This is a genomic window from Frigoribacterium sp. Leaf8 (genome assembly GCF_001421165.1).
Classification (GTDB): domain Bacteria; phylum Actinomycetota; class Actinomycetes; order Actinomycetales; family Microbacteriaceae; genus Frigoribacterium.
This window is the reverse complement of the sequence record NZ_LMKB01000007.1, coordinates 50,446-75,150: the sequence shown is the minus strand read 5'-3', so window position 1 is coordinate 75,150 and position 24,705 is coordinate 50,446. Positions and strand designations below refer to the sequence as shown.

Sequence of the window (24,705 nt, the reverse complement as noted above, 5' to 3'; positions counted from 1 at the left end):
AAGAAACCGCCGCCAGTTCCCAGAGAGGCTGGTGACAATGGAGGTGCGGTGCACGTCGTTCACCGTGCCTCCTCCGCTCTCCCTCTCACCACCGGAGCACCGTGCACCTGCTGTCCGTCTTCAGCCTGCGCAACCGCGCGCTGATCGCCCTCGTCACCATCGTCGTCGCCGTCTTCGGCGGCATCGCCCTCACCTCGCTCAAGCAAGAGCTCGCGCCCAACGTGCAGTTCCCGCAGATCGCGATCGTCAGCTCGTACCCGGGGGCCACGCCCGAGGTCGTCAACGAGGACGTCTCGACCCCGATCGAACAGGCCGTCCAGATCATCCCCGGGCTCGAGGGCACCTCGGCGACCTCGAGCACCTCGCAGAGCACGGTCTCGGCGGAGTTCACCTACGGCACCGACCTCGACTCGGCCGAGCAGAAGATCCAGTCGGCGATCAACCGGCTCTCGCTGCCCGACTCCGTCGACACCCAGGTGGTCACGGGCAGCCTCGACGACCTGCCCGTCATCCAGATCGCCGTCACCGGCTACGACTCGGCCGACTCGCAGGCCCTCGTCGACCGGCTGACCACCGTCACGGTGCCCGACCTGCAGAAGCTCGACGGCGTCCGCGAGGCCTCGATCTACGGCGACGCCGGCCAACGCGTCACCATCTCGCCCGACCAGACGGCGCTCGCCGCCGCGGGGCTGACCACGGCCGCCTTCCAGGACGCCCTCGACGCCAACGGCACGCTGATCCCCGGCGGCACCCTCACGCAGGACGGCAAGACGCTGTCCATCCAGGCGGGTCAGAGACTCACGAGCGTCGACGAGATCCGCGCCCTGCCGCTCCTCGGCGGCACCTCGGCCACGACGATCGGTGACGTCGCCGACGTGCAGCTGACCGGCGCACCCGTCACCTCGATCAGCCGCGTCGACGGGCAGGACGCCCTCACGGTCGCCATCACCAAGACCCTCGACGCCAACACCGTCGACGTGTCGCAGACCGTGCGCGACGCCATCCCGGGCCTCGCCTCCGACCTGGGTGACGGCGTGAAGCTGTCGGTGGTGTTCGACCAGGCGCCGTTCATCCAGCAGTCGATCGACGCGCTCGCCGAAGAGGGGCTGCTCGGCCTCGTGTTCGCCGTGATCGTCATCCTGGTCTTCCTGCTGTCGATCCGGTCGACCATCGTCACCGCCATCAGCATCCCGACGAGCGTGCTCATCACGTTCATCGGGCTGCAGGCGGCGGACTACACCCTGAACATCCTGACCCTGGGTGCGCTGACGATCGCCATCGGCCGCGTGGTCGACGACTCGATCGTCGTCATCGAGAACATCAAGCGGCACCTCACCGCGGGCGTCGACCGGCTCGAGGCGATCAAGGTCGGCGTCCGCGAGGTGGCGGGTGCCATCACCGCGTCCACGGTCACGACCGTCGTGGTCTTCCTGCCGCTGGCCTTCGTCGGCAACATCACCGGCGAGCTGTTCCGGCCGTTCGCCCTGACGGTCACCATCGCGCTCGTCGCGTCGCTCTTCGTCGCGCTGACGATCGTGCCCGTGCTGGCGTACTGGTTCCTCCGGGCACCGAAGGCCCACAAGCACGCGCCGGGGGGCGAGGCCGCCGCCGTCGAGGGGGCGACGGTCGAGTCGTTGACGACCCGCGCCTCCGACCCGTCCGACACCCGACCGCTCGACCGCCTGCGTCGCGCGTACGTCCCGGTGCTGCGGGGCACCCTGCAGCGTCCGGTCGTGACGATCCTCGTGGCGTTGCTCATCCTCGTGGGCACGGGCGCCGTCATCCCCTTCATGAAGACGAACTTCCTCGGGGCGAGCGGGCAGAACACCTTCAGCGTCACGCAGACCCTGCCGCCCGCGTCGAGCCTGCAGACGCAGTCCGACGCCGCCGACCGGGTCGAGCAGGTGCTCGAGGGCGTCGACGGCATCGAGACGGTGCAGCTGACCATCGGCTCGAGCGGGACGTCGATCGCGAGCTTCCTCGGAGGATCGGGCGACAGCACCGTCACCTACTCGATCACCACCGACGAGAGCGCCGACCAGGACGCCCTGCAGGCCGACGTCCGGTCCCGGCTGGACGACGTCACGGACGCGGGCGAGATCGAGGTCTCGGCGTCGAGCGGCTTCGGCACGAGCAACGACATCACCGTCGACGTCACGGCACCCGACCCCGACAGCCTGCAGACCGCGACGGACGCCGTGCTGAAGAAGGTGCAGGGGCTTCCCGGCACCGCCGAGGCCAGCTCCAACCTGCAGGCGGCCCAGCCGGTCATCGGCGTGCAGGTCGACCGCGTCGCGGCCGCGGCCCTCGGTTACAGCGAGGTCGCCGTGGGGGGCATCGTGTCGCAGGCCATCCAGCCCTTCCGGGTGGGGTCGCTCGAGATCGACGACAGCTCGGTCGACGTCTACACGGTCGACCCGACGCCGCCGGCGACCATCGACGAGCTGAAGGCCCTCGAGCTGCCGAGCCCGACCGGGCCCGTGCGCCTCGACTCCATCGCCACGGTCGAGCAGACGACCGGGCCGACCTCCGTCACGACGACCGACGCGGTACGTTCGGCGACCGTGACGATCACGCCGTCGAGCGACGACCTCTCGGCCGCCGGCACCGAGGTGTCCGACGCCGTGGCCGCCGTCGACCTGCCCGACGGGACCGACGCGACCATCGGCGGGGCGACGGCCGACCAGGCCAACGCCTTCTCGCAGCTCGGTCTCGCCGTGCTGATCGCGATCCTGATCGTCTACATCGTGATGGTGGCGACGTTCCGCAGCCTGATCCAGCCGTTGCTGCTGCTCGTGTCGATCCCGTTCGCGGCGACCGGGGCGATCCTGTTGCAGCTCGCCTCGGGGGTGCCGCTCGGGGTGGCGTCGCTGATCGGCGTGCTCATGCTCGTAGGCATCGTGGTGACCAACGCCATCGTTCTGATCGACCTCGTGAACCAGTACCGCGAGAAGGGTCTGCGCGTGCGCGAGGCGTTGCTCGAGGGAGCGTCGCGGCGGTTGCGGCCGATCCTCATGACGGCGGCGGCCACGATCTTCGCGCTCACCCCGATGGCGCTCGGCGTGACCGGGCACGGCGGCTTCATCTCGCAGCCGCTCGCCATCGTCGTGATCGGCGGGCTCGTGTCGTCCACCCTGCTGACGCTCGTGGTGCTGCCCGTCATCTACTACCTGTTCGAGCGCATCGGCGAACGCCGGGCCGATCGACGGGCGGCGGAGTCGGGCGAGGGCGCCGAGGCGGCCGAGGGCGCCGAGACGGCTGCTGCCCGGGTGTGACCTCGGCCGGCGGGCTCCGGCCGCCGACCGACCGGAGGAGGCGGGGCTTCCGGTTCGGGGGAGGCTCGGGTATCGTAGGTGGGTCGGCTCAAGACACCGCGCCTGTGGCGCGAGCACATCGGCACCTGGTGGTGCCGATCATGCACAGCTTTGAACAGCACGAGGGTTTGTAAGTCTTGTGGGCCGGATTCCCGCCGAGTCACGACGGGATGAATTCACGATTGTGAACGGTCCTGGTCAATGGCTGCCCGGGTATTTCTTCGCGTCATCTCTGACAAGCCCGGAAAGAACTCCTCCATGTCTCCTTACGACAACTCCCGCCCGCGCACCGACCGCACCGGTGGTGCCCCCAAGGCCGGCTCGAAGAGCCCCAAGCACCGCGGCCACCGCGCCGACGAGGCCGGGGCCCCTGCCCCCAAGAAGCGCTGGGACGCCAGCGAGCGCGCCGACCGCGGACGCCGCGAGTTCGGCACCCGTGACGGCGGCGGCAACCGTGCCCCCGGCGCGGCCCGCTCCGACGACCGCCGCCCCAACTGGGAGCCCCGCGAGAAGCCGGCCGGCGGCAACCGCTTCGGCAACCGCGACTTCGACAGCCGCAACGGCGAGCGTGGCCGCGACGCCGCTCCCCGCTTCGGCCGTGACGGTGGCCGCGAGGCCGCCCGAGGCTACGGCCGCGACGGTGGCCGCGACGCCGCCCGGGGCTCCGACCGTGGACCCCGCTCGTGGGACCGCTCGGACCGCCCGGCACGCGACGACCGCGCCCCCCGCGACGACCGCGGCGCCCGCAGCTACGACCGCAGCGACCGCCCGGCCCGCGACGACCGTGCCCCTCGTTCGTTCGACCGGAACGATCGCCCGGCTCGCGACGACCGTGCCCCTCGTTCGTACGACCGGAACGACCGCCCGGCGCGCGACGACCGCGCCCCTCGTTCGTTCGACCGCAGCGACCGCCCGGCGCGCGACGACCGCTCGCGTGACGACCGCCCCCAGCGCTCGTACGGTGACCGTCCCGAGCGCGGTGACCGCGCCTCCGGTGGTGTCGACCGCGACGCCCGCGCGCCCCGCAGCTTCGACCGGAGCGACCGCCCGGCTCGCGACGACCGCGCGCCCCGCAGCTTCGACCGCAGCGACCGCAGCGACCGCCCGGCCCGCGTCGGCGACCGCTCGAGCGACTTCTACCCCAAGCGCGACGCGGCGACCCACTACTCGCCCGAGGACGACGTCAAGCTCGAGAAGCTCAAGGCCGAGGTCGTCACCGCGGCCGACGTCGAGGGCGTGAGCTTCGGCGACCTGGGCCTCGGCGACAACATCGAGCGTCAGCTGGCCTCGATGGGTGCCGCGGCTCCCTTCGCGATCCAGGCCGCGACGATCCCCGACGTGCTCGCCGGTCGTGACGTGCTCGGCCGTGGCCGCACGGGCTCGGGCAAGACGATCGCCTTCGGCGCGCCGCTGGTCGAGAAGCTGATGGAGAACAACGGCGCGAAGAACCGCAAGATGGGCCGCAAGCCCCGCGCGCTGATCCTCGCCCCGACCCGTGAGCTCGCCATGCAGATCGACCGCACCGTGCAGCCCATCGCCCGCTCGGTCGGCCTGTTCACCACGCAGGTCTACGGCGGCGTGCCCCAGCAGCGCCAGGTCGGTGCCCTCAACCGCGGCGTCGACATCGTGATCGGCACCCCCGGCCGCATCGAGGACCTCATCGACCAGGGTCGTCTCGACCTGAGCGAGGTCGTCGTGACCGTGCTCGACGAGGCCGACCACATGTGCGACCTCGGGTTCCTCGAGCCGGTGCAGCGCATCATCCGCGAGACCGCGACGGTCCGCCCCGACGGCGCCCGCGCCCAGAAGCTGCTCTTCAGCGCGACGCTCGACAAGGGCGTGGCGAAGCTCGTCGACGAGTTCCTGGTCGACCCGGCCGTCCACGAGGTCGCCGGCGAGGACCAGGCCAGCGCCACGATCGACCACCGCGTGCTCCTGATCGAGCAGCGCGACAAGACCGCGGTCATCGAGCAGCTCGCCTCGGGCGGCGGCAAGACCCTGGTCTTCGCCCGCACCCGCGCCTTCGCCGAGCAGCTCGCCGACCAGCTCGAGGACGCCGGCATCCGCTCGACGAGCCTGCACGGCGACCTGAACCAGGCCCGCCGCACGCGCAACCTCCAGCTGCTCACGAGCGGCAAGGTCAACGTGCTCGTCGCGACCGACGTCGCCGCCCGCGGCATCCACGTCGACGACATCGAGCTCGTCGTCCAGGCCGACATGCCCGACGAGTACAAGACCTACATGCACCGCTCGGGCCGCACCGGCCGCGCGGGCAAGGAGGGCACCGTCGTCACGCTCATCACGCGTCAGCGCCGCCGTCGCATGGAAGAGCTGCTCGACCGCGCCGAGATCGACGCCGAGATGATCGAGGCCCGCTCCGGCGACCGTCTGATCGACGAGCTCGCGGGAGTGCAGGCGTAGCGAGCCCTCCCCGGAGGCTCACACCGCGCCTCCTGCTCTCGGACCCCGTTCCGGACGACGGACCCCCCATCGCGTGGGTCGATCGTTCGGAACGGGGTTCTTCGTCGTGCGGACGCCGTGCGAGGCGGACGAGCCGAGGAGGCACACCGCCGGCCCGCGGCGGACGTCCCGTGGACGGGGGCGCGGCGGGCAGGCCGCACGCCCCCTAGTCTCTCGATGTGCCCCCGACCCGCGACCGCCCCGGCCTGCTGCGCGTGCGCCTGGGGAACCGGAGGCGCTGGCACGTCGTCGACCCGTCGCTCGACGCGGCGGCGGCCGATGCGGCGGTGGCCGAGCTGCGGCGGCGGAACGCGGGGACGAACGTGGGGCCGGTACGGAGGGTGGTCCGGTACGCGCCGCTGCTCGCGTTCGTGCTGGTGGTCGTGGCGGGGAGCGCCGGGATCGCCGTCTTCCTCGAGGCGGCGATGCTGACCGAGCCGTTGGCGGAGGGGACCGTCGGCGTCGTCGGCGGGGTCGCCGTGCTCGTCGCCGCGGGGTTCGCCACCTGGGGTGTGTGGACGGTGACGACTCCCGACCTGCCGATGCCGGTCACGGCACCCGGCGTGGTCGAGGTGGACGACGACGTACTCGGGTGGGTCACCGACGAGACGCTCGCCTCGGACGTGTGGCGACTGAACGAGGCGGTGTCGTTGTATACCGAGTTCGTCGAGGCCATGTGGACGGTCGACGACCTTCTCGACGGGTATGTCGATGCCGATGGCGACGGCGAGCTGGAATTCGCCGGTGACCCGGCACTTCGGCTCGACTCAACGATCGAAGGCCGCGTGGACGCCCCGCCGCTCGTCGCCCTCAACTCGGCGATCGGCGACGCCGCCGAGGCGCTCCGGGTCGTCGCGGGACCGCTGGGGTTCGACCCCGACCCCGTGCTCATGAGGGACGACGCGGCATGACGGCCTTCGTGAGCGTCGCCCACGCAGGCGACGAGACCCATTACCTCGTCACCGATCCGTCCGTCCCTCTCGACGTCGCCTTGGAGGTCGTGCGTCGCCGGGCCTTCGTCTCGAACCGTTCGACGGGCAGGCGCGTGGCCTCTTGGGCAGGCGTGACGCTCGGGGTGGCCGTCGCCTGGTGGCTCGCCTGGGACGTGGCGGGCTGGCGGGAACCACCGTCGTTCGTCGTGCCCGTGGCCGCCGGAGCATCAGCGGGCGCGGCGACGTCGGCGGGTCTCCGTGCCCTCGCCCGCTGGATCGGCGGGCTCGGGACGCGCGGACGGGTGCGTGCCGGGCATCGCTCACGAGCAGAGACTCCCGAGGTTCTCGAGTACGTGCCCGTCGAGGTGCGGCGGTGGGCGGAGTCCGGGCACGCCCCCGTGGCGGACGTCGTGGACCTCGCGCGAGCCTGGACGGCGGCCCGGTCGGCGGCCACGTCGGTGGAGTTGTGGCGTCGCACCGCGTCTGACGGAAGTCGGCCACACGCGGACGCCGTCGTCGGTCCGGTGCTCGCCGCCGAGTACGAGGCGCGCCGGGCCGAGCTCGACGAAGTGGCCGCACGGCTCGGATTCACGGTGCCGACCGACTTCCCGCCGTCCCTCGACGACTGAGACCGCGCCTCCTGCGCTCGTCAGACTCCAGGACGTCGCCGAGAGGCCACCGCGCGGCGAAGGGTCTCGGCGAATTCCGGGGTCTCGGTGCGGGGGCGGCCGGGCGGCTAGCGGCGGTCGAGCAGGCCGCGCACGTAGGAGGCCTGGCCGAGGTGCTGCACGCAGTCGTTGAGGATGCTGACGAGACGGGCGCCGGCCGTGACCGGAGGGTCCCAGGCCTCGTCGACCACGTCGTCGTACGAGGCGCCGTCGAGGTCGTCGAGGTAGCCGCGCGTCCGCAGCGTCACGGCCTCGAGGTAGCCGATCAGCAGCTCGGCGTCGACCCGCACCGCGGCCACGTCGGCTGGCGACATGCCATAGCCCATCTCGGCGGCCGAGAACGGCAGCGCGAACGACTCGGCCCAGCCGTCGGCCGTCCAGACCTGTTCCGAGGCGGCGAGGTCGGCGATCTGGACGTCCTGCCCCCGCGCGGTGTGCCAGACGAGCCAGGCGATCGTGTTCGCCTCGTCGTCGGGGCGCCAGGCGAGGTCGTCGACCGAGAGGTCGGCGACCGCGCGCACGGCGATGGCGGGGAGGCGCGAGAAGGCTTCGACGAGGACGTCCGAGGGGGTCATCGACCCACCCTACGACCGGCCGCGCGCGCCCGTGCAGGTCGCGCGGACCATCCCGACGGCACCGAACCACCGACGTGGCGTCGAACCACCGGAGTGCGTGGTTCGACGCCACATCGGTGGTTCGACCCGGCGGTGGCGGCGTGGTCGCTCAGCCGACGGCGTCGTCGCCGGCCGCCGCGCGCGTCAACGAGTCGCCGATCGCGCGCATCGCCGCCGCGAGGAAGTCGAGGTGGTTCGGGTCGACCGCGTCGCGGAACGCCCGGCGGTAGAAGTCGTGGATCTGGTCGATCGCCTCGCGCCCGGCCGGGGCCAGTTCGAGCAGCACGCTCCGCCGGTCGGAGGGGTGCGGCTGGCGCGAGATGTACCCGCCGCTCTCGAGCCGGTCGACCAGGCTGGTCGTCGCCCCGGTCGACAGCTCGAGGAACTCGGCGGCGCGCTTCGGGGTCGTGTCGTGGTCGGTGGCGATGAAGGTCAGGCAGCGGAGGTCGGTGGTGCCCATGCCGAAGTGGTCGGCGACGACCTTCTGCACGCGCTCGCCCTGTCGCTGCAGCGACGCGTACGCCGAGAGCACGAGGGTCACGTCGAGCTGGCCCTCGTCGTCGAGGGGCGGTGGGGAGCCGGCGGGCGGCTGGGGGGAGACGTCGGACATGGTGGGCTCTCTGCTGGCGGGACGGCGACGCGAGGACGGAGCGAAGACGAGGAGGCGCGGCGACGGACGCCACGGAGGCCACGATACCTCGCCGAGTGAGTTGTTCGAGCTTCGAATCACCCGCCCCGTGCAGCGAATGCCCAGCGCTCGGTCGTTGCCTTCCCCTTGTCGGGCGAGTATCTTCAAACCCAAGCAACTCGACGGCGGTATCGTCGCTCGAGCAGCTCGACCCGCCGCCGATGGTTCTCCCCCTGTGATCGGCGGCGGCCCGCACGGCCCGTGGCCCTGCGCGGATCGGGTGGTGGTCGACCGTGAATCGACCGCCACCTCCCAGGGGCGGAGGCGGCCCGACCGCCCCCGCCCCGGGGCGCCGCCCCCTACCTCGCGATCGGGTTCGCCAGCGTCCCGGCGAAGATCAGCGACGACGACTGCGCCGCGAGGTCGACCATCTGGCGCGTGTCGCGCAGCTGCAGCCGGTTGAGGCAGGAGTGGTCGAAGCGCGCCGCCCGCAGGTCGACCGACCCCGGCAGGTCGGGGTGCTCGTCGGCGTGCCGTTCGACGCACTCGGCCACGAGCGCCCAGAACCGGGCCGCAGGCAGCACGCCGTCGCCGTCGAGGATGGCGGCCAGGTGTCGGAACACCCCGTCGAACACGTCCGTGAACACCGTCAACGCCTTCTCGCGGTCGTCGACCGGGTGCACGGTCCGCCGCACCGCCTCGGGGACCTCGCGCGCGGCGACGACGACGATCTCCTCGCCGATGTCCTTCATGAACGCGGCCCTCGGCACGCACCCCTCGAGCACGAGGATGACGTTCTCGCCGTGCGGCATGAACGCCAGGTCGTGCGCCCGCAGGCAGTGCACCACCGGTCGGAGGTAGGCGTGCAGGTACGACCGCAGCCAGTCCTCGGCCGACAGCCCCGAGGCCTTCACGAGGGCCGAGGCGAGTGCGTCGCCGGCACCGTCGCGGTGCAGCAGTGCCGCCATCGTGGCGAGCCGCTCACCCGGGCCGACCAGCGGCACCGGGCTCTCGCGCCAGAGCGCGGCGATCATCTTCCGGTGCGGCGACGACGTCGTCGTCCGGTGGTAGGCGTCACCGGTGTAGCCGACGGAGGCGCGCTCCCTCAGGACCCGGAACCGCGCCTCCTGCAGGGTCGCGTCGGTGTGCACGAGGTCGTGCACCCAGTCGTTGATCGCGGGCGTCGGCCTCATGTAGGCCGGCGAGAGGCCGCGGACGAAGCCCATGTTCTGGATCGCCAGCGCCGTCTTGACGTAGTGCCGGTCGGGCCGGCTGCGGTTCGCGAAGGTGCGGATCGACTGCTGCGCCTGGTACGTGTCGTCGCCCTCGCCGAGCAGCACGAGGTCACGCCGGGCGACGTCGGGGGCGAACGAGATCGAGACGCGGTGCTGCCACTGCCACGGGTGCACCGGCAGGTAGTGGAACCCGGCCGGGTCGAGGCCCTTCGCGGCGAGGGTCGCGTCGAACCGGGCGACGCTCTCGGGGCCCAGCTCGGCCTGCCACAGCGTCCTCTCGTCGAGTCCGGCGCCGAGTGCGAGGTGCGTCACCGACCGACGCGCCGCCAACCAGACCAGCCGGACGGGAGCCGCGGCCTCGGGGGAGAAGGCGTGGAACTCGTCGAGTCCGAGGCCGATGCGCCCGGCGTTCGCGACGAAGCCCGGGTGCCCCTCGGTCATCGCCGCCTCGACCGTCTGGAAGTCCGCGGTGGTCAACCGCTCGGCGGTCGGGCCGCCCCGGTGCCGTTTGTAGGCGGCGCTCGCCAGGGTCGACGAGACCTCCTCGAGGTAGGTGGCGAGCAGCGACTCGGGGATGCCGAGCAGGTCGTCCAGCTCGACGACCAACGCGAGGGCGTCGAGGGGCTCGGGGCGGCCGTCGATCGTGCGGGTGACCGACGTCTCGTCGACCGCCCAGTGCTCGAGGGCCAGCCGACGGGCCGTGAACCGGTAGTCGATCCGGTGGCCGTCGTGGTCGAGGGCGACCCGCCAGGCGCCGTCCGTCGCAGCGGCGTCGGCGTCGGCGTCGTCGTCGTCGACTGCGGGGGCGGTCGCGGCGTCGCCGTCGGCCACCGGGGCGATCAGCCGCTCGTGGGCGAACTCGCTCAGCGCCTTGGTCACCAGGTGCCGATGAGCCCAGTCCACGGGGCCGGGGGCGAGGTGCGCCGCCGCCCGGTCGTGTCGCGTCAGGACCGAGAGCCGAGCCGTCTTGTCGGGCAGCTCGACGTCGCCGAGTGCCCGGAACCCCACCTCGTCGTTCTTCGCCGCGACGCGGTCGTTGGTCACGTCGGGCTCGACGACGATGCGCCTCGCCCGCTCGATCTCGAAGACGAAGTCGACGACGCTCGCCATGACGGCGCTGGTCAGGCCGTGCACCCGCTGCCCGCGCGGGGGAGCGACGAGCAGGTGCATGCCCACGTCTCCGGGCTCGGCGTCGTGCACCTCGGTCAGCAGCACCTCGGCCGGGTCGTAGGTCTCGACGAAGAACGTCGGTTCGCCGTCGACCCGCCCGAGCCAGGCCTGCTGGTGCGGGTCGGCGTCGATCGCGGCCAGGTAGGCGCGCACCTCGTCGGTGCTCAGGCCCGCCATCTGCCAGGCCGCCGATGCCGGGTGCGCCAACCACCGGCGGAGGCAGACGGCGTAGGGGTCCGCGGCGAACGGCTCGATCGTGACGAGCCCGCAGGAGGCGCGGCGCGAGAACGCCACGCCCGTCGCCCCCTCGTCGGTGCGGGACGGTGCTGCGGGTGCCGCGGGCGCCGCGGAGGATGCTGCGCGTGCCGCGGGGGAGGCTTCGGGCGCGAGCGCCTCGATGTCGTGGGTGGTGCTCATCGGGTGACCCGCGCCTCCTCGGTCGGTGTCGGTGTCGGTGTCGCGGTCGATGTCGGCCCGTCGGGCCGGCCGAAGGTCTGGAAGGCGATGCGGCGCTCGATCGGGTAGATCTCGCGGCCGGTGATCGAGGCGATGATGCTCGAGTTGCGCCAGGCGCCGAAGCCGAGGTCGGGGGCGGTGAGGCCGTGGGTGTGCTCCTCGGCGTTCTGGACGAACAGCCGTCCCCGGCCCCCGTCGATCGAGTAGTCCCGGGCCACGGCGAGGCGGCCGAGGTCGTCCCGGTCGACGCGATCGCCGAGGGCGTCGAGGAACGACGGCAGTCGTGCGGCGTAGCCCGTCGCGACGACGAGCGCGTCCGTGCGGCGGGTGGTCGTCGTGCCGAGCTGCGCGTGCCGGACCGTGATCTCGAGCTGCTCGTCGGCGTCGACCCACCGGGCGTCGACCAGCTCGGTCTCGGTCAGCAGGGTCGAGTCGACCGGCCCGTCGACGCTCAGCCGGTAGAGCGTGTCGTACACGTCGTCGACGAGGTCGCCGCTGATGCCCTTGTAGAGGCTGCGCTGTTCGCGGCCGAGGCGGTCGCGGGTCTCGCGCGGCAGCGAGTGGAAGTGGTCGGTGTACTCGGGGCTCGTGAGCTCGAGCGTGAGCTTCGTGTACTCCATCGGGAAGAACCGCGGCGAACGGGTGACCCAGTCGAGCCGGTGCCCCGGTCGGTCGCCGACGCGGGTCGTGTCGAGCAGGTCGCGGTAGATCTCGGCGGCCGACTGCCCGCTGCCGACGATCGTCACCGAGTCGGCGGCGCGCAGGCGGTCGCGGGCCGTCAGGTAGTCGGCGCTGTGCACGACCCGGCCGTGGGTGTCGCCCCGGCCGTGGGCGTCGCCCCGGTCGGCGAGGCGCTGCAGCGGCTCGGGGAGGCGCGGCTCGGTGCCCACCCCCAGCACGACGTGTCGGGCGTGCCAGGTCTCGACGGCCTGGTCGGCAGCACGTCGCGAGGTCACGACGTACGTCCCGTCGGGCTGCTCGTCGACGCTCGTGACGCGTCGACCCCACCGCAGGGTGTCGAGCTGGTCGGCGACCCAGCGGCAGTAGGCGTCGTACTCCGCGCGGAGCGGGGAGAACTCCTCGCGGATGTAGAACGGGTAGAGCCGCCCGGTCGCCTTCAGCCAGTTCAGGAACCCGAAGCGCGAGGTCGGGTCGGCCATCGTCACGAGGTCGGCCAGGAACGGCACCTGGATCGTGGCGCCCTCGATCATCATGCCGGGGTGCCAGGCGAAGCCGTCGTTCTCGTCGAGGAACACCGCGTCGACGTCGTCGAGCGGGTCGGTCAGGGCGGCCAGTCCGAGGTTGAACGGGCCGAGGCCGATGCCGACCAGGTCGTGGAGGCGCGGGGCGCCGCGCGGGGTGGTGGCGGCCACGGCTGCCGTGGTGGCGGCGGTCATCGGGCGACCTCCGTCCCGGCGGCGACGATGGCGGGGGCGTCGCTCTCGAGCAGGGCCCACGAGGAGGCGCGGACCAGCTCGAGCACGCCCCTCACGTCGTCGAGACCCGAGTCCGGGTTGAGCAGCGTCAGCTTGAGGCAGGGACGCCCGTCGACCACGGTCTTCGCGACGATCGCCCTGCCGGACTCGAAGAGCACGCGTCGGACGAGGGGGACGAGCCGGTCGGCGGTGGCGTCGTCGACGCCGGCCGGCTGCCAGCGGAACAGCGCCGTGCTGAGCTGGGTCTCGGCGAGCAGCACGAACTCGTCGTCGCCCTGCAGCAGGTCGTGGGCTCCGGCCGCCAGGTCGATCACCCGGTCGACCAGCTCGCCGACGCCGTCGGCGCCGAGGGCGCGGAGCGTCGCCCAGAGCTTGAGCGCGTCGAACCGTCGGGTGGTCTGGAGCGATTTCGAGACCTGGTTCGGTTCGGGGTCGGTGAGCGGGTTGAGGTAGTCGGCGTGCCAGGCGACCGGGTCGAGGTCGTGCCCGTCGCGCACTATGAGGGCGCTCGACGACACCGGCTGGAAGAACGTCTTGTGGAAGTCGACCGTGACCGACCGGGCGTGCTCGATGCCGTCGAGCAGGTGCCGACGCGTCGGCGACACGAGCAGGCCACCGCCGTACGCCGCGTCGACGTGCAGCCACACGCCCGTGCGGTCGCAGACCTCGGCGACGGCGGCGAGCGGATCGAGGCAGCCGCGGTCGGTCGTGCCGGCGGTCGCGACGACGGCGACCGGCAGGTGTCCGGCCTGCACGAGGGCGTCCAGGGTGACCGCGAGGGCCTCGGGTCGCATCCGACCGGCGTCGTCGGTGGGGACGGTCACGACGGCGTCCTCGCCGAGGCCGAGCAGCCGGGCCGACTTCTGCACGCTGAAGTGGCTCTCGGCGGAGGCGACCACGACCATGCGGCCGAGCAGGTCGTGCAGTGCCGTGGCGCGCGGGACGGGTCGGTGGCCGGGGGCGGCGGTTCCCCGCAGCCGCGCCTCCTCGTCCCTCGCGTCGGCGCGGGCGCGGGCCGTGGCGTGCTCGCGGGCGAGCAGCAGGGCGTGCAGGTTCGACTGCGTGCCGCCCGAGGTGAAGACGCCGTCGCGGGTGGCGGGGTCGAAGCCGATGCGCTCGGCGGTCCAGTCGACGAGGCGACGCTCGATCAGGGTGCCGACGGCGGACTGGTCGTACGTGTCGACGGAGGGGTTGACGGCGGCGAGCACGGCCTCGGCGGCGACCGCGGGCAGGGCGACCGGGCAGTTGAGGTGCGACTGGTAGGCGGGGTCGTGGAACCAGACGGCGTTCGCCGTGAAGAGCTCGTCGACCTCGCGCAGGGCGTCGTCGACGCCGGTGCCCGGGGCGTCCAGGTCGACGGCGTCGACGAGGTGTTGCAGGTGCGCACGGCTCTCGCCCGAGAAGGGTTGGCGCGTCGTGCGGAAGCGGTCGGCGATCCGGGCGACGGCGGCGCCGGTGAGGCGCTCGTACTCGTCGGCGGTCGCGGTGGTCAGCAGTGCGGACGCGTGGCGTTCAGACACGGGTCTCCTTCGGATCGTGGAGCGGTGGGGCAGGGCGCGGTGTCGCGCGTCGTGCGGGTGGTGCAGGTCGTGCGGATGGTGCGGGTGGTGCTGGTCATGCGGGTCGTGCGGGTGGCTCGACGTCGGCGTGCCCGTCGGAGGCGTGGTCGTCGACGTCGGATGCGACCCGCGGTTCGTTAGGTTAGCCTTACCTTATGTCGACCCGCCGTCCGCCCGTCAAGCCCGCCGACCCCCGAGTGCACCGGCTCGAGGTGCTGCGTTCCGAGCGCGTCTCGCCGAGCTTCCAGCGCGTCACCGTCGTCGGCGACGACCTGCACGAGTTCGGCGGCATGGGCTTCGACCAGTGGTTCCGGCTGTTCTTGCCGGTGCCCGGCAGCGACTCGTTGAGGCTGCCTCGGGCGACCACGTCGCTCTGGTACGCGCAGTACCTGGCGATCCCCGAGGCCGAGCGGCCGCACTGCGCGAACTACACGGTGCGCGAGTTCCGGCCGGCGGGTCCGGCGGGTGCGGGTGCGGCCGGTGCGGGTGCCGGTGCGGCCGGTGCGGCCGGTGCGGGCGGGGCCTCGCGCGCCGAGCTCGACATCGACTTCGTGCTGCACCGCGGCGGATCCGGCGAACTCGAGGGAGGCGCGGCGATCTGGGCCTGCGCCGTCCGCCCCGGTGACGCCCTCGGCCTGCTCGACCAGGGCGTGCTCTTCAACGCCCCCGACGACGCGACCGAGATCCACCTGGTCGCCGACGAGACCGGCTTGCCGGGGACGGAGGGCATCGTGCGGTCGCTGCACCGCGCCTCCGTGGGGTCGGTGATCCAGGAGGTGCCGACCCGGGCCGACGTGCGGCCGCTCGACACGCCCGACGGCGTCGAGGTGACGTGGGTGGTGCGGGACGAGCTCGACGCCCGGGCGCTCGGCGCCCTGGGGTCCGGCAGCCGGCCGCTCGGCGGCGACGACGACGTAGACGGTCGGGGTGCCGGGGGTGCCGGGGGTGCCGGGGGTGCCGGGGGTGTCGCGCCCGGGGAGGGGGCGCTCGCCGCGCTGCTGGCCCGGTCGGCGGCCGACCCGGGGGCCTACGCCTACGTCGTGGGTGAGTCCGCGCTGGCGACCAGCGGACGGCGGCACCTGCACGCGGCAGGGCTGCCGAAGAACCGCATCACGTTCTCGGGGTACTGGAAGCGCTGAGTCCGGGACCCGCCGGCGAGGTCGCACCACCGTCGCGTCGGGGAACCACCTTCTCGCGTGGTTCGACGACGCGACGGTGGTGCGACGTGGTCTCGGACGAGGGCGCTCGAGGGCGAAGCGGTCACCAGGCCGCGGTCACCAGGCCGCGGTCACCAGGCCGCGGTCACCAGGCCGCGGGCAGCGGGTCGCCGGCCGCGGGCGGGTGCTCGACGAGGGCGACGGCGTCGTCGCGGTCGACGTGGCCGGGGAAGTTGTAGCGCGCGAACCGGCCGGTCGGGTCGTGGATCGAGGTCGGCATGGCGACGGAGGTGCGGCGCAGCGCCTCCGCCAACACGGCGGTCGAGGTCGGGTCGAGGGTCGCGTCCTTCCGGTCGCGCAGGATGAAGTCGACCCGCGCCTCCTTGGCGGTCAGGCGGAGCACGAGCACGCGGCCGCCGTTGCCGACCGGGGCCGTCGTCAGGACGGCACGGTCGACCCTGACCAGGGGGACGGGGCGGCGGGTGCCGGCGCGCAGCTGCCCGGAGTCGAGGTCGATCCAGGGCTGCGGGGCCCGGGCGTTCCGGATCACCGTGATCAGCGCGAAGATCCCGACCGTCACCCCGACGGCCACCAACAGGGCGAGATCCCACCGGAAGCTGATCTCGGCGATGCGGAAGACGAACTGGACTGCCTGGATCGCCGCGAAGAAGGCGAACGCGGTCGTCGCCCCGACCCACGTCGACCACCAGCGGCGCTCGCCGACGCGCACCCAGCCGTGCGGGAGCTCGGTGGGTGCCGGTTCGGCGGGTGCCGGGTCGTCGGGAGGCGCGGGCGCGTCGTCGGGATCGCTCACCTCGCCGACGCTAGCGCGTCCCGGGGGCGCGAGTCGCACCGTCGACTGAACGTCGCACCGCGAACATCGGCGGTGCGACGGTCAGCGGACGGTGCGATGCGAGCCCGCGGCGCGGCGCGGGGGAGCCGAGGAGGCGCGGGTCAGCCCCGCAGGACGCGCACCTCCCAGGGCGCGAGCGTCAGCCCGCCCCCGCCGGGCACGTTGCCGATCACGACCTGCGGCACGGACCGGCGCCGCAGCGCCGGGTGGAGCGCCGGGTCGAGCTCGTACGCCTCGCCCGACCAGTTCGCCAGCACGAGCAGCTGCTCGTCGCCGAGCGTGCGGGTGAACGCGTAGAGCCGCTCGTCGTCCGGAGCGAGCAGCTCGAACGACCCGAGCGCCACCACGGGCGACTCGTGCCGCAGCGCGATCAACCGCCGGTAGTGCTCGAACACCGAGCGGTCACCCGCCGCGCGGTCGGCGTCGACGTTCACGGCGTCGTGGTTCGCGACCACCTCGATCCACGGGGTGCCGGTGCTGAAGCCCGCCGTCGCGCCTCCTGACCACTGCACGGGGGTGCGCGCGTTGTCACGGCTGCGGAAGCGCAACGCCTCGAGCAGGGTCTCGGGGTCGGCCCCCGCCGCGACCGACTCGTCGAACCAGTTGATCGACTCGATGTCGCGGTACTGCTCGACCGCGGTGAACCCGGCGTTCGTCATGCCGATCTCGTCGCCCTGGTAGACGTACGGCGTGCCCCGGTGCAGGTGCAGCACGGTGGCGAGCAGCGTCGCCGACTCGAACCGGTGGCGGCCGTCGTCGCCGAAGCGCGAGACCGACCGCGGCTGGTCGTGGTTGCCGAGGTAGAGGCTGTTCCAGCCCTGGTCGGCGAGGCCCTCCTGCCACCGCGACAGCGAGCGCTTGAGCGCCACGAGGTCGAACGGGAGGTTGTCGAACTTCGAGGTCGGTCCGTGGTCGAGGCCGACGTGCTCGAACTGGAACACCATGTCGAGCTCGTGCCGGTCGGCGGCCGTGAACAGCCGGGCGTCGTCGACCGTCACCCCCGGCATCTCGCCCACCGTGATCAGCTCGCGGCCGGTGCGGTCGGCGAAGACCTCGCGGTGCATCTCGCGCAGGTGGTCGTGGATCTGCCCGCCCATGACGAAGTGCGAGGCTCCGGGCGCCAGCGACGAGGGCTCCTTCGCGATGTGGTTGATCACGTCCATGCGGAACCCGTCGACGCCCCGGTCGAGCCAGCGGTTCATCATGTCGTAGACGGCCCGGCGCAGGTCGGGGTCCTCCCAGTTGAGGTCGGGCTGCTTCGACGCGAACATGTGCAGGTAGTACTGGCCGGTGGGCTCGTCGAGGGTCCAGGCCGGGCCGCTGAAGGCGCTGCGCCAGGCGGTCGGGTGGGTGCCGGCCCCGGGCGTGCCCGCGGCGTCGGTCCCCTCGCCCGACGGCAGCGGGTCGCGCCAGAGGTACCAGTCGCGCTTGGGGGAGTCGCGCGACGACCGGGCCTCGACGAACCACGGGTGTTCGTCGCTCGTGTGGTTGACGACGAGGTCCATGACCAGCTTCATGCCGAGCGCGTGCACCTCGTCCATCAGGGCGTCGAACTCGGCGAGCGTGCCGAACAGCGGGTCGACGTCGTCGTAGTCGCTGATGTCGTACCCGTTGTCGGCCTGGGGCGAGCGGTAGATCGGCGACAGCCAGATCACGTCGACCCCGAGGTCGTGCAGGTGGCCGAGCCGCTGCCGGATGCCGCCGAGGTCGCCGACCCCGTCGCCGTTCGAGTCGGCGAAGCTGCGCGGGTAGATCTGGTAGACCGTCGCGGTCGTCCACCAGGCGGGAGGGGTGGTGACGGGCGGGGCGTCGTGCGCCGCGCCTCCGGCGGTCGTGGGGGTGGTGTCGTTCGTCGTCGAGTCGCTCACGCGCCCAGCCTGTCACGGCCGGCCTCGGCCACGCCGTGGCGCCGAGACCCCAGGGGCATCGGGGGCTCAGGAGGCGCGGGGGCTCAGGAGGCGCGGGGACGGAGGCGGGGAGGCGCGGGTGCGGGGTCAGGGCGCGGCGCGGCCGAGCTCGCGCTCAAGCAGCTCGAGGTCGATCTTGACGTGCTCGCGGGCGATGGCCGCGGCGTCCGCCGCACGCCCGTCGCAGATCGCGGCGACGAGCGCCTCGTGGTCGGCGAGGGCGCGCAGCTCCATCTCGCGCATGCCGTCCGGCCCGCCCCAGAGGTGCGCCGGCGCCGAGATGCTCACCCGGGCCTCGAGGTCGAACAGCACCCCGCGCAGCGTGGCGTTGCCGGCGGCCTCGGCGATCGCGACGTGCAGGGCCTCGTCGGCTTTCTGCGACGCGAGGCCGGACGCGGCGCCGCGATAGCCCTCGAGCCGGTCGTGCAGCCGGTCGACGTCGTCCGGGGTGCGGTTCTCGGCCGCGGCCTCGGCGACGACGCCGTGCAGTCGGCTGATCGCCTCGCTCGTGTCGCGCAGGTCGGACCAGCGCGCGGCGAGCGTGCGGCGCACGACGTCGGTGCCCGAACCCGGTGCCGGCGCCTGGACGAACGAGCCCCCGCCGCGCCCGCGTTGCGTCACGATCAACCCCTGCTCGACGAGTCGGGCCAGGGCGGCCCGCACGGTCATGCGGCCCACGCGCAGCGAGGCGGCGAGGTCGCGCTCGGCGGGGAGGCGCGAGCCGGGCAGGTACTCGCCGATCGTGATGGCCGTGACGAGGCGGTCGGTGAGGTCGTCGACCCGGGTCGTGGGGGCGAGAGGGGCCCCGAGGGCGCCACCGAGGGCGCCGTCGACCGCGACGTCCGAGCGCGCGCCGCCCGCGCCTCCTCGGCTGTCGTCCTGGCCCATCGCGTCCCCGTCCCGGCTCGCCGACCCGTCCTGCGCGGAGCCGTCGAGGTCTCGTCGTGTTACGAGCAGATTAAGGCATCGCGAAAGGTCTTGTCGCGAGACCTTAGCCGGGTGCATGCTCACCCGCATGTCCACGATCACCACCGGCACCGCCGCCTTCCACGACGCCGAGACCTGGTACCGGGTCACCACGCCCGACGAGCCGCGCGAGGGTGCACTGCCCCTCGTCGTGGTGCACGGCGGCCCGGGGATGGCCCACGACTACCTGCGCAACCTCGAGGCCCTCGCCGACGAGACCGGCCGCACCGTCGTGCACTACGACCAGCTCGGCTGCGGCCGCAGCACCCACCTGCCCGACGCGCCCGTCGACTTCTGGCAACCGAGCCTCTTCGTCTCGGAGTTCGCCAACCTCGTCGCGCACCTCGGCCTCGAGCGGTACCACCTGCTCGGCCAGTCGTGGGGCGGCATGCTCGGGGCCGAGATCGCCGTGACGACACCGGACGGGTTGGCGAGCCTGGCCATCTGCAACTCGCCCGCGTCCATGCAGCTCTGGGTCGAGGGCGCCGCCGAGCTGCGCGACCAGCTGCCGACCGACACCCAGGAGGCGCTGGCACGCCACGAGGCGGACGGCACGACCACCGACCCCGAGTACCTCGCCGCCACCCAGGCGTTCTACGAGCGGCACGTCTGCCGCGTGGTGCCCATGCCGCAGGACTTCGTCGACAGCGAGGAGCAGATGGAGGCCGAGCCGACGGTCTACCACACGATGAACGGGCCGAACGAGTTCCACGTCATCGGCACGCTGCGCGACTGGACCGTCGTCGACCGCCTGCCGGCGATCACGACGCCGACCCTCGTCGTCGCGGGCGAGTTCGACGAGGCGACGCCCGCCACCTGGCAGCCCTTCGTCGACGGCATCGCCGACGTCCGGTCGCACGTGTTCGCCGGTGCCAGCCACTGCTCGCACCTCGAACAGCCCGAGGAGTTCCGGGCCGTCGTCGCGCCGTTCCTGGCGGCGCACGACGAGCTGCGCNNNNGGCCGCGCCTCCTGAACCGACGCGGCCCGCGCCTCCCGCCCCGCACCCCGACCGCACCCGCACCCCGACCGCACCCGCACCCCCGCACCCGCACCCGCGACCCGACCCGCACCCGCACCCGCATCCGCATCCGCACCGACCCGATCCCCACCCGAGCGAGAGAGCACACCATGTCCCTGCCCACGAAGGCCGCCTCCGGCGGTGAGCTGAGCAACCAGCAGCAGCTCGAGCAGTACGGCTACAAGCAAGAACTCAAGCGGTCGGTCTCGACCGTCGACCTGCTCATCTACGGCTTGATCTTCATGGTGCCGATCGCGCCCTGGGCGATCTTCGGCACCGTCTACAACGCCTCCTCGGGCATGGTGCCGCTGGTCTACCTGGTGGGCCTCGTCGCGATGATCTTCACCGCGCTCGCCTACGCGCAGATGGCGAAGTCGATCCCGCTCGCCGGGTCGGTCTTCTCGTACGTCGGGCGGGGCATCCACCCCGTGGCCGGGTTCTTCGCCGGCTGGGCCATCCTGCTCGACTACCTGCTCGTGCCGACGCTGCTCTACGTCTTCGCCGCCGAGTCGATGATCGGCATCTTCCCGGGCACCGCACGCTGGATGTGGGCGCTGATCTTCGTCGCCGTCAACACCGCCGTGAACCTGCTCGGCATCAGCTCGATCAAGCTGATGAACCGGGTGTTCCTCGCCATCGAGGTCGTCTTCATCGTGATCTTCGTCATCATCGCGGTGACCGCGCTCAACGGCGGCACGATCCCCGGTGCCGAGTTCACGACCGACCCGATCTGGGACTCCAGCAAGGTCACCGCCCCCCTGATCGCCTCGGCGCTGTCGATCGCCGTGCTGAGCTTCCTCGGCTTCGACGGCATCTCGACCCTCGCCGAGGAGAGCACCGGCAAGCGCGGCGGAGCCGGCAAGGCCATGATCATCGCGCTCTTCATCGTGGCGTTCTGCTTCATCCTGCAGACCTGGCTGGCCAGCGCGCTCGCCGGCGGCCGCGATTCGTTCCCCGAGGGCGAGGCCGGGAACGCCTTCTTCGACCTCGTGCGCGAGGCGTCGAACAGCGGGTGGGCGACGGCGTTCTTCGTCGTCAACGTCTTGGCCGTCGGCATCGCGAACGCCATGGCCGCCCAGGCCGCGACGTCGCGCCTGCTGTTCTCGATGAGCCGCGACGGGCAGCTGCCGGCGTTCCTGTCGAAGATCAACACGCGTCAGGTGCCGCAGGCCGCGATCCTCGTCGTGTCGGCGCTCTCGGCCGTGCTCGTGTTGTTCTTCGTCGGCCAGATCGACGTCATCTCGTCGCTGGTCAACTTCGGGGCGCTGTTCGGCTTCATGCTGCTGCACGTGTCCGTCGTGGTGCACTACGTCGTGAAGAAGAAGTCGCGCAACTGGTTGCTGCACCTCGTCGTGCCCGTGGTCGGGTTCCTGATCATCGGCTACGTGCTGGTCAACGCGGCACCCGAGGCCAAGATCGGCGGGCTCGTCTGGCTGGTGCTCGGCGCGGGCGTGTTCCTCTACTACCGCAGCCGAGGAGGCGCGGCGCCGTCCCTCGGGCAGGGTGCGGACGAGCCGGCGGTCACGTCGGTGCCCGCGGCCGACTCGGAACGGCGCGACGCATGACCGCCGAGGACGCCGCCCGCGAAGGGATCGACCACTTCCTCGGCAAGGAGCACGGTCGCCCCGGTTTCACGGCCACGGTGCCACCGGCCCTGCGCATCGAGCCGGGCACCGGCGAACGCATCGGGTTCGAGACGAGCGACGCGGTCTACGCCGAGCTGCACCGACACCACGACCTCGCGAAGCTGTCCGTGCCGATCAACCCGGTCACCGGGCCGGTCTACGTCGAGGGCGCGAAGCCCGGCGACGCGCTCGCCGTCACGGTGCACGAGATCCGACTCATCGAGCACGGCTGGTCGGTCAGCCTGCCCGGGTCCGGGGCCCTGCAGCACGTCATGGGCGACGAGATGTTCACCCGCCGCGTGCCGATCGACTCCGACGGGGTGCACGTCACCGACCGGCACGTGTTCGAGGCCCGGCCGATGATCGGCTGCATGGGCACGGCGCCCGCCGAGGGCGAGAACTCGACGATCATGCCCGCGTACGCCCAGGGCGGCAACATGGACGTCACCGAGAACACGGTCGGGTCGACGGTCTACCTCCCGGTCATGGTCGAGGGGGCGTACCTGTCGATCGGCGACGTGCACGCGATCATGGCCGAGGGCGAGTCATCGTTCGTGGCCATCGAGGCCGAGGGCACGGCGGTCGTCTCGATCGACCTGGTGCCCGGTCTCGGCCTGCGGGCGCCGCGCATCGAGACCGCCGACGACTGGATCTTCGTCGGCCTCGGCGACCCGGTGCAGGAGAGCATCCGCCGCGGGTACGAGGACGCCTTCTCGTTCCTCGTGGACGACCACGGCTGGTCGCGCGGAGACGCCTACGCCGTGCTCAGCGCCGTGGGGCACTCGAGGCTCGGGGGCCCGACCGGCTCGGTCGCCCCCGACCCGCTGCACCCGTTCGACGCCGTCGGCGCGGTCACGCTGCACCGCGTCCCGAAGCACGTGTTGTAGCGCCCGCCGCGCGTGCGTTGCGCGTGCGCCGCGCGTGCGCTGCGCGTGCGCCGCACCGCCGACCGGACGTCGCACCGCCGGATTCGGCGGTGCGACGTCCGGTCCACGGTGCGACAGGTGCAGGAGGCGCGGATTCAGCCGAAGAGGCGCGTCGCGATCGAGCCGATCAGGTCGTCCGTCGGCACGTTCGTCTGGTCGACGGTGATGACGACGTCGTCGCGCAGCCAGTAGGTCTGCGCGCGGTCCACCGGGTACAGCGGGTCGGGCGTCACGAGCTGGCAGCTGCGCCCCTCGTGGACCGAGGTGCAGGTGTAGCCCTGCGAGGCGAGACCGTCGAGGGCCGCGGCGCCGGCGGCGGGCTCGAGGTGGCCCATCGCGACCGAGATGCCCGAGACGTCGGCCCGCGGATCGCGCCAGAGGCAGGACAGCTCGGTCGCCGCCCCGACGACGTCACGAGCGCCGGCCCCGGCGGGCGGGGTGGTCGGCGTGACCACGCCCGAGCTGGTGCCCGAGCCGCCGAACTCGACCGGGTTGAGCGGGATGTCGCCGAAGGTCGAGGCGTAGGTGGCCTGGTCGACGATGTCGGTGCAGTCGACCGGGAGGGCGACCGGGCCGGCGGTCTCGGTGGGCGCGGGCGTGGGGGCGGGCGTGGCGGTGGCCGTGCCGGTGGCCGAGGACGGCGACGCGGAGTTCGTCTCGGACGGGCTCGGCGTCGCGTCGCCGGCGCCGCCCGTGCAGCCTGCGGTCAGCACCAGGATCAGGCAGGCCGTGGCCCCCGTGCCGATGGCGGTGCGCATCGTGGTCGTGCTCCTCATGGTCGTGCCCTCCTGGCCTCCGGTCGTCCTCCGGTGGTCGCTCTCGACGCTACAGACCGGTCCGGCCCGAGCACTCGTCCCAGAGGATGAGGTCGGGCCGGCCAGGATCACGATCGCGTCACGAGGCGTCAGTCGTCGAGGTGCGCCAGGGCGTAGTCGGCCTCCTCGGCGGTGAACTGTTCGCCGTACTCGCTGACGAGCTGGTTGCGCAGCACGTCGCCCGTCATGCCGTCCGCCGCGTAGGCCTTGGCCTTGCGGACGGCGTTGGCCTGCCAGTCGGCGTCGACCGTGTCGACCGCGTACTGCGCCGCGGCCTCGGAGGCGCCGCCGGCCACGAGCTTCGCGTAGGTCTCGAGCTTGCTGCTGCCGAGGCCGTTCGCGATGGTCTCGGCGTCCGCCAGGGCGTCCGAGTGGTCGGCCGGCACGTCGGCGGCCGCCGACGACGGCGTGGCCGACGGGGTGGGCGCAGGCGTCGACGAGGTGCGGACGGGGGCGGGCTCGGAGGTGGCGGTCACGGCCGGGTCGTCCTGCTGCACGCTGTCGATCGCCGCGCCGAGGCCGACGGCGACGACGATGGACACGATGGTGGCGACGGCTCCCAGGCCGAGGCCGATCCACGCCATGACCTTCGACTGGTGCCGCAGCAGCGCGATGATGCCGAGCACCACGGCGGCGAGTCCGACGATCGTGCCCACCACGGGCACGAGGCCGAGCAGGAACGCGACGATGCCCACGACGAGGGCGGCGATCGCGAGCCCGATCGGGCGGCCCGGTCGGGTCGGCGGGGTCGACGTCCCCGTCGCGGGGTAGGAGGTGGTCGGCTGGTCGGCGGAGGGGCGTCGCTCGTCGGAGCCGCCCCCCAGCGGGCTCTCGGTCGTCATGCTCCCAGCCTGCCAGGTGGCGGACAGACGGGTTCACCCTCGAACGGGGCGCGTCGGCGGGCCGGGGGACGCCAGGCGCATCGTCCGGGGCGGGGGCGAGACGCGTCGCCCGGACCGGGTGCG

17 protein-coding genes and 1 pseudogene are annotated in these 24,705 nt (G+C 72.6%); 8 read left to right on the top strand and 10 right to left on the bottom strand.

What is annotated here, in order from left to right:
• Positions 1-101 precede the first annotated feature (101 nt).
• From ASL10_RS14340 to ASL10_RS14325, 4 genes are all read left to right on the top strand, one after another.
• Positions 102-3,275, top strand: a complete 3,174-nt coding sequence (locus ASL10_RS14340) for an efflux RND transporter permease subunit (RefSeq protein WP_056049463.1) — start codon at positions 102-104, stop codon at positions 3,273-3,275.
• A 297-nt stretch (positions 3,276-3,572) separates the two neighbouring features.
• Positions 3,573-5,735 carry a DEAD/DEAH box helicase gene (locus ASL10_RS14335; protein WP_056049460.1) on the top strand — a complete coding sequence of 721 codons (2,163 nt, stop codon included), beginning with the start codon at positions 3,573-3,575 and terminating at the stop codon, positions 5,733-5,735.
• A gap of 218 nt (positions 5,736-5,953) precedes the next feature.
• Positions 5,954-6,685 carry a hypothetical protein gene (locus ASL10_RS14330; RefSeq protein WP_157485550.1) on the top strand — a complete coding sequence of 244 codons (732 nt, stop codon included), beginning with the start codon at positions 5,954-5,956 and terminating at the stop codon, positions 6,683-6,685.
• Positions 6,682-7,335, top strand: a complete 654-nt coding sequence (locus tag ASL10_RS14325; protein ID WP_056049454.1) for a hypothetical protein — start codon at positions 6,682-6,684, stop codon at positions 7,333-7,335. The genes ASL10_RS14330 and ASL10_RS14325 overlap by 4 nt, the downstream gene beginning before the upstream one ends.
• Before the next feature lie 107 nt (positions 7,336-7,442).
• Here ASL10_RS14325 and ASL10_RS14320 read toward each other — a convergent pair whose 3' ends face one another.
• From ASL10_RS14320 to ASL10_RS14300, 5 genes are all read right to left on the bottom strand, one after another.
• Positions 7,443-7,949 carry a DinB family protein gene (locus ASL10_RS14320; RefSeq protein WP_056049452.1) on the bottom strand — a complete coding sequence of 169 codons (507 nt, stop codon included), beginning with the start codon at positions 7,947-7,949 and terminating at the stop codon, positions 7,443-7,445.
• A gap of 148 nt (positions 7,950-8,097) precedes the next feature.
• Positions 8,098-8,598 (bottom strand): MarR family winged helix-turn-helix transcriptional regulator, encoded by a 501-nt coding sequence (locus ASL10_RS14315; RefSeq protein WP_056049447.1) that lies wholly within the window; start codon positions 8,596-8,598, stop codon positions 8,098-8,100.
• A gap of 377 nt (positions 8,599-8,975) precedes the next feature.
• Positions 8,976-11,438, bottom strand: coding sequence for a GNAT family N-acetyltransferase (locus tag ASL10_RS14310; protein WP_082460629.1), 2,463 nt, complete (start codon positions 11,436-11,438; stop codon positions 8,976-8,978).
• Positions 11,435-12,874: a lysine N(6)-hydroxylase/L-ornithine N(5)-oxygenase family protein gene (locus ASL10_RS14305; protein ID WP_056049442.1), complete on the bottom strand. Its 1,440-nt coding sequence runs from the start codon at positions 12,872-12,874 to the stop codon at positions 11,435-11,437. The genes ASL10_RS14310 and ASL10_RS14305 overlap by 4 nt, the downstream gene beginning before the upstream one ends.
• A complete protein-coding gene (locus ASL10_RS14300) occupies positions 12,871-14,433 on the bottom strand; it encodes a pyridoxal-dependent decarboxylase (protein WP_056049439.1) in 1,563 nt (520 codons plus the stop codon). Before ASL10_RS14300 ends, ASL10_RS14305 begins: the two co-directional genes overlap by 4 nt.
• 194 nt (positions 14,434-14,627) lie before the next feature.
• Here ASL10_RS14300 and ASL10_RS14295 point away from each other — a divergent pair, with 194 nt between their 5' ends.
• Positions 14,628-15,611, top strand: a complete 984-nt coding sequence (locus ASL10_RS14295) for a siderophore-interacting protein (protein ID WP_157485548.1) — start codon at positions 14,628-14,630, stop codon at positions 15,609-15,611.
• A gap of 163 nt (positions 15,612-15,774) precedes the next feature.
• Here ASL10_RS14295 and ASL10_RS14290 read toward each other — a convergent pair whose 3' ends face one another.
• The 3 genes from ASL10_RS14290 to ASL10_RS14280 all read right to left on the bottom strand — a co-directional run bounded on the left by ASL10_RS14290 (position 15,775) and on the right by ASL10_RS14280 (position 19,277).
• On the bottom strand, positions 15,775-16,443 hold the full coding sequence (locus ASL10_RS14290) for a hypothetical protein (protein ID WP_056049435.1): 669 nt from the start codon (positions 16,441-16,443) through the stop codon (positions 15,775-15,777).
• A 140-nt stretch (positions 16,444-16,583) separates the two neighbouring features.
• Positions 16,584-18,350 (bottom strand): alpha-glucosidase, encoded by a 1,767-nt coding sequence (locus tag ASL10_RS14285; RefSeq protein ID WP_082460628.1) that lies wholly within the window; start codon positions 18,348-18,350, stop codon positions 16,584-16,586.
• A gap of 126 nt (positions 18,351-18,476) precedes the next feature.
• Positions 18,477-19,277, bottom strand: coding sequence for a FadR/GntR family transcriptional regulator (locus tag ASL10_RS14280; RefSeq protein WP_056049431.1), 801 nt, complete (start codon positions 19,275-19,277; stop codon positions 18,477-18,479).
• Positions 19,278-19,392: 115 nt separating this feature from the next.
• On the opposite strand from ASL10_RS14280, the pseudogene ASL10_RS14275 reads away from it, so the two are divergent.
• From ASL10_RS14275 to ASL10_RS14265, 3 genes and pseudogenes are all read left to right on the top strand, one after another.
• Positions 19,393-20,310: pseudogene (locus tag ASL10_RS14275) on the top strand (proline iminopeptidase-family hydrolase); the annotation flags it as partial.
• Positions 20,311-20,484: 174 nt separating this feature from the next.
• A complete protein-coding gene (locus tag ASL10_RS14270) occupies positions 20,485-21,939 on the top strand; it encodes an APC family permease (protein ID WP_056049559.1) in 1,455 nt (484 codons plus the stop codon).
• Positions 21,936-22,886 (top strand): acetamidase/formamidase family protein, encoded by a 951-nt coding sequence (locus tag ASL10_RS14265; protein ID WP_056049428.1) that lies wholly within the window; start codon positions 21,936-21,938, stop codon positions 22,884-22,886. The genes ASL10_RS14270 and ASL10_RS14265 overlap by 4 nt, the downstream gene beginning before the upstream one ends.
• A 134-nt stretch (positions 22,887-23,020) precedes the next feature.
• Here ASL10_RS14265 and ASL10_RS16115 read toward each other — a convergent pair whose 3' ends face one another.
• On the bottom strand, positions 23,021-23,701 hold the full coding sequence (locus ASL10_RS16115; RefSeq protein ID WP_056049425.1) for a hypothetical protein: 681 nt from the start codon (positions 23,699-23,701) through the stop codon (positions 23,021-23,023).
• Between the two features lie 128 nt (positions 23,702-23,829).
• On the bottom strand, positions 23,830-24,582 hold the full coding sequence (locus tag ASL10_RS14255; RefSeq protein ID WP_056049421.1) for an Ltp family lipoprotein: 753 nt from the start codon (positions 24,580-24,582) through the stop codon (positions 23,830-23,832).
• Between the last annotated feature and the right edge of the window lie 123 nt (positions 24,583-24,705).